Annotated in this window: 12 protein-coding genes; 3 read left to right on the top strand and 9 right to left on the bottom strand. The window is 72.7% G+C overall.

The annotated features are described in order from the left end of the window. Window positions 1–10: 10 nt before the first annotated feature. From ACFFR3_RS20080 to ACFFR3_RS20070, 3 genes are read right to left on the bottom strand one after another with little or no spacing between them, the layout of a single operon-like run. Complete coding sequence (locus tag ACFFR3_RS20080) at window positions 11–3,229, bottom strand: ATP-binding protein (protein ID WP_379483619.1); 3,219 nt, start codon at window positions 3,227–3,229, stop codon at window positions 11–13. Further along, window positions 3,213–4,511 (bottom strand): oxygenase MpaB family protein, encoded by a 1,299-nt coding sequence (locus ACFFR3_RS20075; RefSeq protein WP_379483618.1) that lies wholly within the window; start codon window positions 4,509–4,511, stop codon window positions 3,213–3,215. The genes ACFFR3_RS20080 and ACFFR3_RS20075 overlap by 17 nt, the downstream gene beginning before the upstream one ends. Window positions 4,512–4,533: 22 nt before the next feature. Further along, a complete protein-coding gene (locus tag ACFFR3_RS20070) occupies window positions 4,534–5,244 on the bottom strand; it encodes a Crp/Fnr family transcriptional regulator (protein ID WP_345386401.1) in 711 nt (236 codons plus the stop codon). Between the two features lie 179 nt (window positions 5,245–5,423). On the opposite strand from ACFFR3_RS20070, the gene ACFFR3_RS20065 reads away from it, so the two are divergent. Then, complete coding sequence (locus tag ACFFR3_RS20065; protein ID WP_345386399.1) at window positions 5,424–6,044, top strand: RNA polymerase sigma factor; 621 nt, start codon at window positions 5,424–5,426, stop codon at window positions 6,042–6,044. Between the two features lies 1 nt (window position 6,045). Here the strand turns inward: ACFFR3_RS20065 and ACFFR3_RS20060 are convergent, their stop codons facing one another. The 3 genes from ACFFR3_RS20060 to ACFFR3_RS20050 all read right to left on the bottom strand — a co-directional run bounded on the left by ACFFR3_RS20060 (window position 6,046) and on the right by ACFFR3_RS20050 (window position 9,292). Next, window positions 6,046–7,335 (bottom strand): hypothetical protein, encoded by a 1,290-nt coding sequence (locus ACFFR3_RS20060; protein ID WP_379483617.1) that lies wholly within the window; start codon window positions 7,333–7,335, stop codon window positions 6,046–6,048. A gap of 245 nt (window positions 7,336–7,580) precedes the next feature. Beyond that, window positions 7,581–8,000: a hypothetical protein gene (locus ACFFR3_RS20055; RefSeq protein ID WP_364373617.1), complete on the bottom strand. Its 420-nt coding sequence runs from the start codon at window positions 7,998–8,000 to the stop codon at window positions 7,581–7,583. A 125-nt stretch (window positions 8,001–8,125) separates the two neighbouring features. Continuing rightward, a complete protein-coding gene (locus ACFFR3_RS20050) occupies window positions 8,126–9,292 on the bottom strand; it encodes an alpha-hydroxy acid oxidase (RefSeq protein WP_379483616.1) in 1,167 nt (388 codons plus the stop codon). A gap of 89 nt (window positions 9,293–9,381) precedes the next feature. Here ACFFR3_RS20050 and ACFFR3_RS20045 point away from each other — a divergent pair, with 89 nt between their 5' ends. Continuing rightward, window positions 9,382–10,032, top strand: coding sequence for an HD domain-containing protein (locus tag ACFFR3_RS20045; RefSeq protein WP_364373623.1), 651 nt, complete (start codon window positions 9,382–9,384; stop codon window positions 10,030–10,032). Here ACFFR3_RS20045 and ACFFR3_RS20040 read toward each other — a convergent pair. Genes ACFFR3_RS20040 through ACFFR3_RS20030 form a run of 3 tightly spaced genes read right to left on the bottom strand, consistent with a single transcriptional unit; the run spans window position 9,985 to window position 12,209 of the window. Then, entirely contained in the window at window positions 9,985–10,248 is a 264-nt protein-coding gene (locus ACFFR3_RS20040; protein ID WP_345386385.1) for a DUF4031 domain-containing protein, read from the bottom strand. The two genes, ACFFR3_RS20045 and ACFFR3_RS20040, sit on opposite strands and share 48 nt — an antisense overlap. Next, on the bottom strand, window positions 10,245–11,009 hold the full coding sequence (locus tag ACFFR3_RS20035; protein WP_345386383.1) for an HAD family hydrolase: 765 nt from the start codon (window positions 11,007–11,009) through the stop codon (window positions 10,245–10,247). Before ACFFR3_RS20035 ends, ACFFR3_RS20040 begins: the two co-directional genes overlap by 4 nt. 18 nt (window positions 11,010–11,027) lie before the next feature. Next, a complete protein-coding gene (locus ACFFR3_RS20030) occupies window positions 11,028–12,209 on the bottom strand; it encodes a cytochrome P450 (RefSeq protein WP_345386381.1) in 1,182 nt (393 codons plus the stop codon). Window positions 12,210–12,580: 371 nt separating this feature from the next. Here ACFFR3_RS20030 and ACFFR3_RS20025 point away from each other — a divergent pair, with 371 nt between their 5' ends. After that, window positions 12,581–13,822: a hypothetical protein gene (locus tag ACFFR3_RS20025; protein ID WP_364373628.1), complete on the top strand. Its 1,242-nt coding sequence runs from the start codon at window positions 12,581–12,583 to the stop codon at window positions 13,820–13,822. Window positions 13,823–13,852: the final 30 nt, after the last annotated feature.

The following is a 13,852-nucleotide window of genomic DNA, read 5'->3' as shown; positions in this document are numbered from 1 at the left end:
GACCGGTGGGCTAGGTCGTGGCGCGGCGGTCCAGTAGCAGGGCGCCGCGGCCGGAGAGCAGGGTGCGGCACCAGGTGCGCAGGTCCGAGGGTTTGGGGCCGTCGAGGTCGCTCTCGTCGAGCAGGTCGGCCCAGTCGAGGAGCGACTCGGCGAGCATCAGGGGGACGCCGCGGCGTTCGTGGACCTCGGCGGCCGCCTCGAAGTGGCCGGCGGCGCGCTGCTCGTCGCCCATCGCCACGCACAGGTGGGCGAGGTAGTGGTGGCCGCAGTGGTGGGCGACCGTTCCGTGGCCGAACGTCTCGCCGCCGCCGGAGAGCGCGTCGTACAGGCGTCCGGCCAGCTCGGCACGCCCCAGCCGGGCGGCGGCCACGGCCAGGTTGTCCAGCGCGGGCCGGTGCGCCATGTTGCGCGGCGGGGTCTCGCCGCCGTCGGCGAGTATGCGGTCGAGCAGCGGCCCCGCCTGCTCGTCGGCCAGCTCGCAGAGGTAACGCAGCACCGCGTGCACCGGATCGACCCGGGGCGCCTGCCCGGCACGGCGCAGCCGGTCGCGCAGCTCCCACAGCCGGCCCTGCAGCCGCCGGATCTCCGCGATCTGCTCGGAGAAGATGGCCACCGCCTCCAGCCGCCGGCCGATCTCGGAGCCGAGCCGCAGCGCCGCCTCCGCCTCAGCCTCGGCCTGCGCGAGGTCGCCCTGCATGAGGGTGAGCCCGGCCTTGGAGTAGCCGATCAGCCAGTTGAGGTGCGGCTGCCCGAGCCGGTGCGCCAGCTCGTCGGCCCGGTCGAGCAGGTCGGCCGCCTTGGTGGCGTCGCCGCTGTCCAGCACGGGGGGCGTGCGCTGCACGTACGCGTGGAACAGCGCCAGGTCGTCACCGGTGCGGCGGGCCGCCTCCAGCATCTCGTCACCGTCGCGGTGGCGCTGGTGCAGCGGGTCGGCGGGGATGATGGTCAGGCTGCGCATGCCGAGCACGCTGGCCAGCGTGCGCGGGTCGCCCGACTTGCGGGCCAGGGCCACCGCCTCGTCGCTGAGCGCGAAGCGCCGCTCGCCGTCGGGCGCCCAGATCAGCTCGGAGGCGAGCTGCGCGGCCAGCAGCGCGCGGGTGCTGACGTCGGTGGAGTCGACGACCTTGCGCGCCTCGGTGAGCAGCGCGATGCGCTCGCGGTCGGGGGCCGCCGAGATGGAGGAGCCCCGGTCGCCGCCGAGCGCGGCGGTGACGATCAGGTCGTGGCGCTCGCACTCCCTGGCCAGGTCGGCCGCGTCGAGCAGGGTGCGGCGGGCGTCGGGGTGCCCGGCCAGCCACATCGCCCTGCCGCACTCGACCAGCAGCTCGGCGCGGCGTTCGCGGGCCGCGCCTGGGGAGTCGGGGAGCAGGGCGAGCGCCCGCTGGTACCAGGTGACCGCCTCGCGGTGGGCGAGCCCGGCCAGCGCGTGCTGGGCGGCGTGCACGGCCGCGTCGGCCGCCGCGCTCACCCGTGCCGGGTCGCGGCCCTGCTCGGCGGCGGCCAGCAGGTGGGCGGCCACCACGTACGGCCTGGTCCGCATCGCGTGGGGGTCGGTGGCGAGCAGCGCGTCGGCGACCCGCCCGTGCAGCAGCGCGGCGCGCGGCGCCGAGAGCGTGGTGCAGAGGGCGGTCCTGGTCAGCTCGTGGGAGAACCGGCAGGACCCGTTGTCCAGCATCGTCACCAGCCCCGTGCCCATGGCCTCCTCGACGGCGGCCACGAAGCGCGGCTCGTCCAGGTCGAGGCCGCCGCGCAGCTCGGCCGAGTCCATCCGCTCGCCCACGGCCAGCAGGCTCACCAGGTCGCGGGCGTCGGGGTGGAGCTGTGCGACGCGGGCCGTCACCATGCGGGTGACGGAGTCGGGCACGGCCAGCGCGTCGAGGTCCTTGCCCGCGCCCAGCTCCCTGATCACCTCGCTGACGAGGAACGCGTTGCCGCCGGTGATGCGGTGCAGCCGCTCGGCGTCGGCGCGGGCCCGCGACTGCGCGAGCGCGTCGCTCACCTCGCCGGGCCCGAACGCCGGCACCGGGATCACCCGGGCGTCGGCGGTCAGCTTGTGCAGCTCGGGCAGCGTCTGCGAGGGCGCGGACTCGACCGGCACCGGCCGCGACATGGCGAGGACGAGCAGCGGCAGCGCGTCGGAGTCCCACATCAGGGCGCTCAGCATCTGCAGCGACTCCAGCGTCGCCCACTGCAGGTCGTCGATGATCAGCAGCACCGGGCGTACGGTGGCCAGCCGCTCGATCAGCGTGCGGGCCGCGGCCATCAGCTGGTAGCGCTCGGAGACCGGCTCGGTGGCCGGCGGCACCTCCAGCGACAGCGGCGGCGCGGCCAGCGAGGGCGCCAGCCGGACGAGCTGCCCGCACTGCTGGTCGATGCCGGCCCGCAGCAGCAGCGCGGGCGAGGTGCGGGCCAGCCGCTCGACGGCGCCCGCGACCGGCTCGTACGCCTTGCGCGCCGGATCCGTGCACCGCCCCGCCAGCACGGTGAACTGCCGCTTGAGCGCCCGCCTGGCCGCCTCGGAGGCGAGCCGGGTCTTGCCCACGCCCGGCTCGCCCTCCAGGATCACCAGCTTGCCGCCGAACTCCGCCGCCGCCAGCTCGCCGTCCAGCGCCCGCAACTCCTCCTCGCGGCCCACGAACGGCAGCGCGCCCCCGTCGTCCAGCCACGGCGCGAGCCCGCCGCCGAGGTGGTGATCGGCGCTCTGCCAGTGCAGCTCGTACGTGTGCAGCGGCTCGCGCAGCCCCTTGCCGGGCAGCCGCCCGAGGTCCTTGAACTCGTGCCTGCTGCGCCCCTGGGCCAGCCGCCTGATCAGGTCGGTGCAGAGCACCTGACCGCCCTCGGCGATCGCCACCAGGCGGGCCGCCTCCACCGTGGGCAGCCCGCTCACGTCGTCGTGCCCCCAGCACACGTCGCCGGCGGCCAGCGCCGCCCTGATGGAGATCTTGTCCATGGCGCGCTCGTTCTCGTCGGCCACCGCCTGCTGGACCGCGATGATCGAGTCGAGCCCCGCCGTGGCCGAGTCGAACACCGCCATCAGCCCGTCGCCCAGGCTCTTGGTGAACGACGAGCCGCTCGCCGTCACGACCGAGCGCAGCAGCTCGTACAGGCGGCGGAAGACGACGTTGGCCCGCTCCTCGCCGAGCCTGATGCGCAGTGCGGTGGAGCTGACGACGTCGGTGAACAGGATGGTCGCCGTGGTGAGCGTGCCCGGCTCATGTGGGGCTGTCACTGTGCGGCCCTTTCCGCCCGCGGGCGGGCGCTCGTAGCCTCGTGCGTACGTTCCTGCGGATCGCGCGGGTCTGTACGGCCGCGCGCGACTGCCTGATGCGCCAGGCGCGGGCCAGCTCGTCGGGGATCCTGAACGCCGCCTGCCCGTCGGAGTGGCGGTCGATCAGGGCGACCACGATCTGCCGCCCGGCCTTGCGTACCAGCCAGCGAATCACACCGTCCACCGGCCCGGCCAGCCACGAGGAGCCGTGCGCGGCCTTCGCGGCGGCGAACAGGGCGGTGAACCACCAGGCGGGCGCGGGCACGCCGAGCAGCTCGGGCACCCGGTCGGCGCCGTGGGAGGCGTGCCGGAAGATCCAGTGGACCAGGCTGCGCGGCATCTTGCGCCAGCCCAGCGGCATGAACGCCTCCATCTCCTTCAGCATCACCGCCATCAGCAGGCGGCCCTCGTCGCTGGTCTCCAGCAGCCGGCCGAGGCGCGCGCTGACCGGCTCGACGTCGCCGAGGGTGAGCGGCCCCTCGCGGCAGACCTCGATGCCCATGAGGTGGCCGAAGACGCTCCACGTGTAGAGGTTGGCGGCGCGTTCCTCGTCGCTCAGCACCACGCCCATGGTCTCCATGGCCTCCCACGTCACCACGGAGAAGTCGAAGAGCGTGGCGAGCAGCAGCTCCTGGTTGACCGGCGCGCCCAGCCGCTCGGTGTCCCACTGGTCGGCGTAGCGCTCGTCCACCAGGGCGCGGACGAACGAGTGCAGGATGCGCAGCCCGATCGCCGTCGTGTGGCCCGGCCGGCCGGGCTGGAGGCTGTCGGTGCTCTTCAGCCCCATCACGTCCACCAGCATCTGCCCGGTCTCGGCGACCCTGCGGGTCATCCCGTGCGTGGCGAGGTTGGAGACGCCGGCCAGCACCTTGGCGCTGGACACCTCCGCGTACGCCATCGGCAGGCAGGCGAAGAACAGTGCCGCCGACTGGTAGAGCCCGTGGTCGGCGAACACCGCCTGCCCCCTGGCCAGCAGCTCCCTGTCGTCACCCCACTCCGGCAGCTCCTTGGCGAAGTCGAGCGCGTCGAAGATCCGCGACGCCGGCGGCTCCCCCGACGGCTCCCTGGCCTCCCGTTTGGCCGCCCCCAGCTCCGCGACCACCGCCTTGACCAGCTCCAGCGCGCCCCGCCCCGGTGGCTGCTCCTGCAGGTATCCGGCGACCACCTTGTCGACGTCGGGATCGGCCTGCTCCCGTAGCTGCCGGAATCTCTCCTCCGGCCAGCGCCCCTCAGGATCGTTCATGTGCCCCGTACTCCAGATTCGGTCAGAGGCCGCCCCGTTTCCGTAGGGCGGCGACGTCCAGCAGCCTGATCGTCCGGCCTTTGACGGCGATGAGGTTGCGCGCCACCAGCGACTGCAACGCCCGGTTGACGGCCGGGCGGGAGGCGCCGATCAGCGCGGCCAGGTCGGACTGGGTCAGCCCGGGCAGGTCCACCACCCCGCCGGCCTGGCCGTGCTTGTCGGCCAGCTGCAGCAGCAGCTTGGCCAGCCGCCCGCCGAGGTCGAGGAAGGCCAGGTCGGCCGCCTGGTCGGTGAGCCTGCGCACCATGCGGCCGAGCAGCCGCAGGAACTCGTCGGCCAGCCCAGGATGCTCGCGCATGAGCTCCAGCAGCCGCGCCCTGGGCAGCGCGAACACCCAGGCGGGCCGTGCGGTCACGATGGAGGCCGAGCGCGGCGAGTCGTCCAGCAGCGCCATCTCGCCGAAGGTGTCGCCGCGGCCCAGCATGTTGAGGACGATCTCGTCGCCGTGCTCGGTGGTGAACACCACCTTCACCAGACCGTCCAGCAGGACGTAGAGCGACTCTCCCGGATCGCCCTGATGGAAGATGATCTGCCCCGACCGGTAGCGCCGGGTCAGGCCCGCCCGCGCCGTGCTGCGGATGCCGCTCTCTCCGAGCACCTGGAACAACGGGATCTCCGCCAGCACCGCGGCGACCGGCTCGGCGTCGTGGGGAAGGCCGCTGCGCCCGTTCATGCGAGAACTCTAGGCCGCATTCCGCCGGGGGACAGCTTCTGGATAGCGATCTTTGAAATGTGACCAGCGACACACCCAGGCTGTCACGTCCGGAACAGTCTTTCCGGATCATCCGGCGCACGGTGGGTGAGCCGGCCGGAGTCGACCCCCCGAGTGTCCGGACCGGCAGGGAGAACGACATGCACGTGGACACCATGGAACGCCTCGACACCCGTCCCGACCCGCGCCCCGACCCGCGCCCCGACCCGCGCCCCGGCACAGGAGCCTTGGTGGCCGCCGCCCAGGAGGGCGACGCGCTCGCCTGGGAGCGGCTGGTCGAGGAGTTCAGCCCCATGCTCAGGGCCCGCATCCGCAGGTTCAGGCTGAGCCACGAGGACGCCCAGGACGTCCTGCAGACCACCTGGCTGCTGGCCTGGCAGAACCTCAAGAGCGTCGAGGACGGCCAGCGCATGGCGGGCTGGCTCGCCACGATCGCCTTCCGCGAGTGCCTCAAGCTCACCCGCAGGACGAAGGAGATCTGCACCCCCGACCTCGACTCGCTGGGCAGCACCGACGACGTCGACAGGGAACTGGCCAGGATCTGGCTGGCCGGCACCCTCGAAGAGCTCGTCGAGGAGCTGCCCGCGGCCCAGCGGGTGCTGTTCAGAGCGCTCACGGAAACCTCCGAGCCCCACTACGTGGACGTGGCGCGCAGGCTGGGCAGGCCGGTCGGCAGCATCGGGCCCACCCGAGCCCGCTGTTTCGCGAAGCTACGCGGCCTGCTGCAGGCGCGCGAGATCACCCGCGACTTCCTCGACTGACCTAGTCACCGGGCTTGCCTGACTGAGCGGACGTGTCGGGCGGGTCAAGCGGGATCGCCTCCAGGAACGGCTCGAAGTCGAAGTGCGCCATCTCGTACGCGTCGGGGTCGGTCTCCGACGGGTACCGGTAGAGCCTGCGTGGCCGCAGCCCGGGCCGGTCGACGAACATCTGGCTGATCGCCTCGGGGACGAGCCCCTTGCGCATCTCCTCGGCCAGCCCTTCGGCGACCTCCTTGTCGAAGGGCACCCGGTAGAGGGCGTCCACCTTCTGGTAGACGCGGAAATAGCTGACGATGAAGCGCATCCGGTCGGGATAGGACACCCAGTCGCGCACCCCGGCCAGCGACGCCTCGCGGTCCTCGGTGATGAACTCCTCGGCCAGCTTGCGCACCTTCTCGTTCTGGATGGGCGCCCACGCCTCGTCGAGGCTCACGCCGGGCGGCGGGGTCAGCGGCCTGCCGACCTTGACGTCGCTCAGCGGGGTGGCCACGGCGAACAGGTGGCGGGTGTAGAGCGAGGACCACAGGCCCTCCAGCGTGCGCGTCAGCCAGGGCTGGTCGGCGTGCGCGGCGGCGTACAGGCGGAAGCGGGGGAACGGGCGGCGCGTCACCAGGGAGCGCAGCGAGCGCCACGACACCCGGGTCAGCCAGCGCACCGGGCGGTACAGCACGAGTTCGAGCGCCGCCTGCGCGCGCGCCTGCTCGTACGCCGACAGCGCGATGTTCGCCCCCAGCATCAGCTCGGCCCGCTCGGCCGGGTCCTGCGTCGCCGCGGCCGCCACCATGAGCTGCGCGGCGTCCTTCAGGTAGCGCGGGTCGGCCGGTGACAGCAGGTCGGTGAGGAACTCCGGCGGCGTCGGCGTCACCTCGGACTCGGGGCTGACCTTGAGGAAGCGGTCGGGCGTGTCGTTCCACAGGTTGACCGCCAGGCTGGCGGTCTCCAGGAAGATGGCCCGGTTAGCCAGCGCCAGCCCCAGCTGGTAGCTCGGCCCGAGCAGGGTCAGCAGCGCGGCCCTGAACAGCCGGCGGGAGCGCTGCGGCACCCGCAGGCGGCGGCCGAAGTCCTCGATGAACGGCGAGCCGGGGCCGAGGTCGAGGCTCTCCCCGACGGCCTTGGAGGTCCAGGTGGCGTAGCAGTACCAGTTGTTCGCCTCCCGGCCCAGATGGGCCGCGAGGTCGGCGGCCACGCGGTGGTAGCTGTAGGCGATGACCATCGCTTCGAGTGCCGCGCTCCGGTCCTTGTACGCCGCGATGCGCAGCACGTCGTCGGCGGTCATCGGAGTGTCGGACATCAAGTCTCCCGTTGTGCCGGTCCCGTCGCCCCCGGGCATGCTCATGGAGTTAAGAGCGCCCCCAGGAGCGTCAGATACAGTCGGCGGCCTGCTTTGCCCCGTGGCCGCCAGGGCTGGAGCGTAGGAGTGTCCGCTTGCGGGGGGCTTGCAATAACATCGCCACGCTTCTCAGACTTGGTGCTGATTCGTACATCGGCCCGTCCCCAGAACCGCCCCGGGCGGTCGCCGCCCGGGGCGGGTGCCGCTCACTCCTTGACGGTGATCTTGCTGATCACCACGAATCCGCCGAGCGCCCCCGCGGTGCCGGCGGCCGTGGTGGTGGTGAGGTTGACCACGAGGTCATAGGTGCCGGGGGACAGCTGCCCCCGCATCGGTATGGAAGCCGTGTATCGCCCGGAGCCCGGGGTGAACGTCATCTCAACGGGCGGCGCGGGATGCCGCGACTCGCCGCCGCCGATCCGGTCGGCGATGATCTCCAACTGCCAGCGGCCCACCAGCCAGTCGACAAGTTCACCGGTGACCTCCCAGCTCACGTCCACGGTCCAGCCCTCGCCACAGTGGACGACGTTCGTGGGCTGCGCGCCGGGATCGATCACCTGGCCATGGAGAATGCCCGCCAACTGCTCGGCCGGCACTTTCATCACCTGGAATTCTCCGGTCGCCATCGCGATCTCCTCTCCGCGGGACGGGTCCCCGTGCGAAGGAGCAGAGCGACGACGGCGGCGGCGAAATACGAGCTTTTCGCCTCTGACATGGCGCCGTTTCTTCTGGCGGCCCCCGGGACCCGGGGTCAGCGGTCCCTGAGCCTGACCAGGTCGGGGCCCAGCCCCTCGACGCCGCCCGCGCCGAGCAGTTGCAGCGTGCGTACGAGCTCGGCCCGCAGCAGCGCCAGCACCCGGTCCACGCCCGCCTCGCCACCGGCCATCAGGCCATAGAGGTAGGCCCTGCCGACGAAGCAGGCGCGGGCGCCCAGCGCCACCGCGGCCGCCACGTCGGCGCCACTGCGCACGCCGCCGTCGAGGAAGACCTCGGTGCGGTCGCCCGCCGCCGCCACCACGGCGGGCAGCAGCTCCAGCGGGGTGGCCGACCGGTCGAGCTGGCGCCCGCCGTGGTTGGACACCACCACGCCGTCCACGCCCAGCGCCGCCAGCTCCTTGGCGTCGTCGGCCCGCTGCACGCCCTTGACCAGCAGCCGTCCCTGCCACGCCGACCTGATCCACTCCAGGTCGGCGAAGGTCACAGAAGGGTCGAACATCAGGTTCGTCAGCCCCGCGAGGTCCTCGGGAGCGCCGTCCACGGTGGCGAACCCGAGCGGCTCACCGGTCAGGAAGTCGAACCACCACGCCGGATGCCGCACCGCCTCCAGCACGCCGCGCCAGCGCAGCGTGGGCGGGACCGTCAGGCCGTGGCGCACGTCGCGCAGCCGCGCCCCCGCCACCGGCACGTCCACGGTCACCACCAGCACGTCCATGCCGGCCTCCGACGCCATCGCCAGCGTCTCCAGGGTGCGGGCGCGGTCGCGGACCACGTACAGCTGGAACCAGTTCCAGCCGTCGGGCGCCGCCGCCGCCACGCCGGCCGCCGTCGTGGTGCCCATCGTGGACAGCGTGTACGGGACGCCCGCGCGCTGCGCCGCCCGCGCCACCGCCCGCTCACCGGACCGGTGCATCATGCGGGTGAACCCGGTCGGCCCGAGCACGACCGGCATCGAAACGCGCCGGCCCAGGATCCCCACCGAGGTGGGCGCGTCGGAGACGTCACGCAGCACCCGGGGCGCGAACTCCACCCGCTCGAACGCCGCCACCGACCTGGCCAGCGACAGCTCGGACTCGGCGGCGCCGTCGACGTAGTCGAACACCATGCGCGGAGCCCGCCGCGCGGCCAGCCGCCGCAGATCTGCCACGTCGGCCGCGGCCGCCACCCGGGCCGCGCGCGACCACCGGGGGCCTCGCGGCATGACGGCCCGCAGCTCCCGCCACCGGGGCAGGCGCCGAGCGTCTCCGCCTGTCGTACCGATGCCAGGAACGCTACCACTACGGTGGAAACATGATCGAGGGTGCGACGTCCTTCCCGCGGTGGGCGGAGCCGGCGGGGGAGTCGCGCGCCTCCCGCGCCGTGCACGCCGAGCTGCTGGCCCGCTGGTCCGAGCCGCACCGCCGCTACCACACCCGCGACCACCTGGCCGCCGTGCTCGCCGCGATCGACCTGCTGCCCGGCGAGGCCGGCGATGAGGCCGCGGTACGCCTGGCCGCCTGGTTCCACGACGCCGTCTACGACGGCAGGCCGGGCTGGGACGAGGAGCGCAGCGCCCAGCTCGCCCAGTCGCGGCTCCCGCGCTGCGGCGTGCCGGCGCGCCGGGTGTCGGAGGTGGCCAGGCTGGTACGCCTCACCGCGGCCCACGACACCCTCGCCCCCGGCGACCGCGACGGCGCCGTGCTCTGCGACGCCGACCTCGCGGTGCTGGGCGGCCCCGGCTACGACGCCTACGCCCGCGCCGTCCGCCAGGAGTACGCCCACGTGCCCGACGACCTGTTCGCCGCCGGGCGGAGCGAGGTGCTGCGCCGGCTGCTCGCCACGCCCGTCCTGTTCCGCACGCCACGCGCGCGGGAGCTGTGGGAGGAGCCCGCGCGGGCCAGCATGACCGCCGAGCTAGCGGCGCTTGCGGCGGCGCAGACCGGCCGCGATCAGCCGCTGTAGCAGCTCGCGCGAGCTGACCGCCTCGGCGCCCAGCTCCACCGCCGCCGCGTGCACGGTCTCCGGCACGTCGTAGTGGTCGCGGTCGAACGCCCGCGGCGGCACGCCCAGCCGTCCCGCGAAGTCGTGCAGCTCATCGAGCGAGGCGTCGCTGACGAGGTGCGACCACATCAGGCCGCGCGGCCCCGGCCAGTTGGGCGGATCGATCAGTACGGTCACCCGCTCAAGGGTAGAACCCGCCCACGCACCCCAAGCTCACTCAGATCACCCACGACGACGAGCCCGCCCGCCGCGTCACCCGCCGCGTCACCCGACGTGTCACCCGCCTTCGCGCCGACCGCGACCACCGTGCCGAAGCCGCCCTTCCTGCCCGCCTCGACGGCCGGCAGCGCGGAGGCCACCACGGCGATCCCGGCGGCCGGCAGGTCGAGCCGGCGCGCGGCCTCCAGGAAGAGCGCCGGGTCGGGGGTGCCGGGCAGGTTCATCAGCGCGGCGTCGTTGCCGTCCACCATGAGGTCGAACAGGTGCATCACCCCCGCCGATGTGACCAGCCTGCGGCCGTGCAGGCCGGCGGAGACGGCCGCCGTACGGGCGCCGCGCCTGCGCAGCTCGTGCAGCAGCGCCACCGTGGGCGGGAAGGCGGCCACGCCGTACTTGCCGACCTGCTCCAGGAAGGAGCGGTCCTTGGCCAGGCCCAGCCCGTGCACGGTGGGGGCGCCCGGCTCGTCGGCCGGAGAGCCCTCGGGCACGGTGATGCCGCGCGCGGCCAGGAAGGTGCGGATGCCGTCGAGCCGCGGCCGGCCGTCCACGTGCCGCAGGTAGTCGTCGCGGATGTCGAACGGCTCCGAGCGGCCGCGCAGGAAGGCGTCGAAGACGTGCTTCCAGGCGGCCGCGTGTCCCCGAGCGGTGTCGGTGACCACGCCGTCGGTGTCGAAGACGACGGCGCTGATCACGGTCAGGTCGATGACGTGCTCGTCCACATGGCGAACGTAACCGCTCTACCAGGCGACGGGTAGCTCTTTGACGCCGTAGACGATGGCCAGTTCCCTGAACGGCACCTCGCCCGCCACCCGCAGGCCGGGGAAGCGGCGCAGCAGCGCCGGGAAGGCGATGCGCATCTCCATCTGGGCGAGCGGCGCGCCGACGCAGCGGTGGATGCCGTGGCCGAACGCCATGTGCGAGCCCGCCGTCTCGCGGCCCGGGCGCACCTCGTCCATGCCCTCGCCGAGCGCGGGGTCGCGGTTGGCGCCGGTGAGCGAGCACAGCACCATCTCGCCCTTCTTGATCGGCACCCCGTGCAGCTCCAGGTCGTCGCGGGCGAAGCGGGGGAAGGCGACCTGCACGACCGTCATGTAGCGCAGCAGCTCCTCGACCACGTCCACGATGTGGCCGTCGACCTCGCGCACCTTGGCCGCCTGCTCCGGGTTCTGGATCAGCCACAGGGTGCCCAGCGCGAGCATGCTGGTGCTGGTGTCGTGGCCGCCGGTGAGCAGGCCGTCGGCCATGCTGGCGAGCGTGCGGTCGTCCAGCTCGTCGCCGTGCTCGCGCAGCAGCTGGCCGAGCAGGCCGTCGCCGGGGTTCTGCCGCTCGCGGGCGACCAGGTCCACGAGGTACGTCATCGCGTCGTTGATGGCCTGCAGCGACGCCTCGGGCCCCGCGGTGAAGTCGAACCGGTCCTTGCTGATCTTGACGAAGCCGGCCCGCTCCTCGTAGGGGACGCCGAGCAGCTCGCACACCACCAGCGAGGGGATCGGCAGGCAGAACTCCTCCATGAGGTCCACCGGCATGCCGCCGGCGCCCTTGGCCTCGATGCGGTCGAGGTGCTCCTCCACCATGGCCTCGATGCGCGGCTCCAGGCGGCGCAGCCGCCGCATGGTGAACTCGGGTGTGAGGAACTTGCGCAGCCGCGTGTGCTCGGGCGGGTCGCGGAAGCCCAGGCCGCCTGGGTCCTCCTGGTTGGAGCCGAGCCCGATCACGCCGGCGAAGTCGTTGCTGAAGCGCTCGTGGTCGCCGAGCACCGCGCGGACGTCCTCCCAGCGGGTGACGAGGTAGACGGTCTGCCCTCCGGGGATCTCCATCGGGAAGACCGGGTGCTCGTTCCTGATGCGGCCGAGCTCGCCCACCGGGTCGAACCCCTCACGCATGAACTGGACGAGCGGGAACTCTTCTGTCTCTGACATCGATATCCGTCCTGCTGGGATGCATCACACCAAGTTGGGATAAATCCCTGCATCGATGGTCCCATCCGGATGGGCGGGTGTTGCCCTCCGAAAGGAGGAATTTACCCCTCCGACTGGCCGACGACGGCGGCAGGGTCACCGGCTGAGCTGCCTCTTCCGGGTCTCATTGTGCGCGGGCCGCGCGAGCCGGTGCCACCCCCCGGGCGCGCGGGATGGCGCGTTCCAGGCGGTACGTTGCGTCAAGGTCACAGAACTGCCGTGAAACCAGGGCAAACTGGGGCAGCAGACGGCGTTTGGCGTACAAGATGGCGACATTCTGCGATGATCTCGTCGCATAGAGCCGGAGTTTGAGCCCTCACGGATAGTGACAGATGCCGACATTTGAGGAAATAACAGCCTTCATCACCGAGAAGCCGCTCGCCACCGCCGTCATCGCGCTGCTGAGCCTGGCCGGGCTGGTCCTGGCCTTCCTGGTGCTCAGGGTCGTCTGGCGCGTCGTCGCCTGGTTGTGGTCCAGGTACGTCGCCCCGCGCCCCATCGAGGACGTGCTGACCGTCGTGGCCGCGTCCATCGCCACCGGCGTGTCCGCGCAGGGCATGTGGCGCTTCTCCGGCGACGTGCTGGGGCTCGACGGCCCGCTGCGGTTACTGCTGTTCGCGTTCATCGAGGTCGCGATCATCACCAGCGCCGTACGCGCCCGCCGCAACATGCGCGAGAACTTCTCCGCCGGCATCGACGGCATCGCCGTGTGGGCCCTGACCTGCCTGACCGCCGTGCTGTCCAGCATGGACGCGCGCAGCCTGCCCGAGGCCGTCTTCCGCCTCGCCGCCCCGCTCGTGGCCGCCTGGCTGTGGGAGCGCGGCATGGCCATCGAGCGCCACCGCATCCGCGGCACCGGCCGCATCAACTGGCGGCTCACCCCCGAGCGGCTGATGGTCAGGATGGGCCTGGCCGAGGTCAGCGACCGTACCGCCAGCGAGGTCGACGCCCACCGCCGCCTGACCAGGGTCGCGCTGGCCGCCAAGAAGGCCAAGGCGCTGCGCGAGGGCGGCGCGTCCGAGCGGAAGATGCGCGTCGCGCTCGCCAAGCTCGACAAGGCGATGGACCAGGCCGTCGAGCACACCGGCCTGGCCGTCGACCCGCAGCGCCAGGAGGCCCTGCTGGCCCAGATCGCCGCGCTCTACAACACCTCCGCGCTCATCGACGCCGACCCCCGCGTGCCCTGGGAGCAGGACGCCGAGCAGCACCCCGTGCCCGCCCGCCCCGCGCTGTCCCCCGCCCTGGTCGAGCTGGTCCGCGAGGAGGACGAGGACGTCACCGTGCTCGACGCCACCCCGCAGGTGGTCAGCACCGCCGAGCGCGCCGCCCTCATGCGGGCCGCCCGCGAGTTCTGGGACCGGCAGATCGCCAAGGGCATCGTCCCGCGAACGGTGGACATCGCCCAGGAGATCGGAATCTCGCTGGCCACCGCGCGCGAATACCGCTCCCTGTGGAAGCTGGAGCCCCGCGCGCACGCCCTCATCGAGGCGCTCTACCAGCAGCACGGCATCGTTGACACCGGCGCCTTCCCCGCCATCGCCGACGACGGGCGGGTCCTGACGAGCAAGTCCTAGCCCCGGCTAGCATCGTTCCCGCAGACAGGC

This window comes from Nonomuraea salmonea (assembly GCF_042428605.1).
GTDB classification, from domain to species: Bacteria; Actinomycetota; Actinomycetes; order Streptosporangiales; family Streptosporangiaceae; genus Nonomuraea; species Nonomuraea salmonea.
The sequence above is the reverse complement of the archived record's forward strand: the minus strand, read 5'-3'. Positions and strand labels throughout refer to the sequence as shown.

Excerpts from the sequence above, each read along its gene's own strand:
- ACFFR3_RS20045 (WP_364373623.1), top strand. The coding sequence starts at position 9,382 with ATGATCGAGGGTGCGACGTCCTTCCCGCGGTGGGCGGAGCCGGCGGGG.
- ACFFR3_RS20060 (WP_379483617.1), bottom strand. The coding sequence starts at position 7,335 with ATGTCCGACACTCCGATGACCGCCGACGACGTGCTGCGCATCGCGGCG.
- ACFFR3_RS20050 (WP_379483616.1), bottom strand. The coding sequence starts at position 9,292 with ATGCCGCGAGGCCCCCGGTGGTCGCGCGCGGCCCGGGTGGCGGCCGCG.
- ACFFR3_RS20065 (WP_345386399.1), top strand. The coding sequence starts at position 5,424 with ATGCACGTGGACACCATGGAACGCCTCGACACCCGTCCCGACCCGCGC.
- ACFFR3_RS20055 (WP_364373617.1), bottom strand. The coding sequence starts at position 8,000 with ATGGCGACCGGAGAATTCCAGGTGATGAAAGTGCCGGCCGAGCAGTTG.
- ACFFR3_RS20075 (WP_379483618.1), bottom strand. The coding sequence starts at position 4,511 with ATGAACGATCCTGAGGGGCGCTGGCCGGAGGAGAGATTCCGGCAGCTA.
- ACFFR3_RS20030 (WP_345386381.1), bottom strand. The coding sequence starts at position 12,209 with ATGTCAGAGACAGAAGAGTTCCCGCTCGTCCAGTTCATGCGTGAGGGG.
- ACFFR3_RS20025 (WP_364373628.1), top strand. The coding sequence starts at position 12,581 with ATGCCGACATTTGAGGAAATAACAGCCTTCATCACCGAGAAGCCGCTC.
- ACFFR3_RS20070 (WP_345386401.1), bottom strand. The coding sequence starts at position 5,244 with ATGAACGGGCGCAGCGGCCTTCCCCACGACGCCGAGCCGGTCGCCGCG.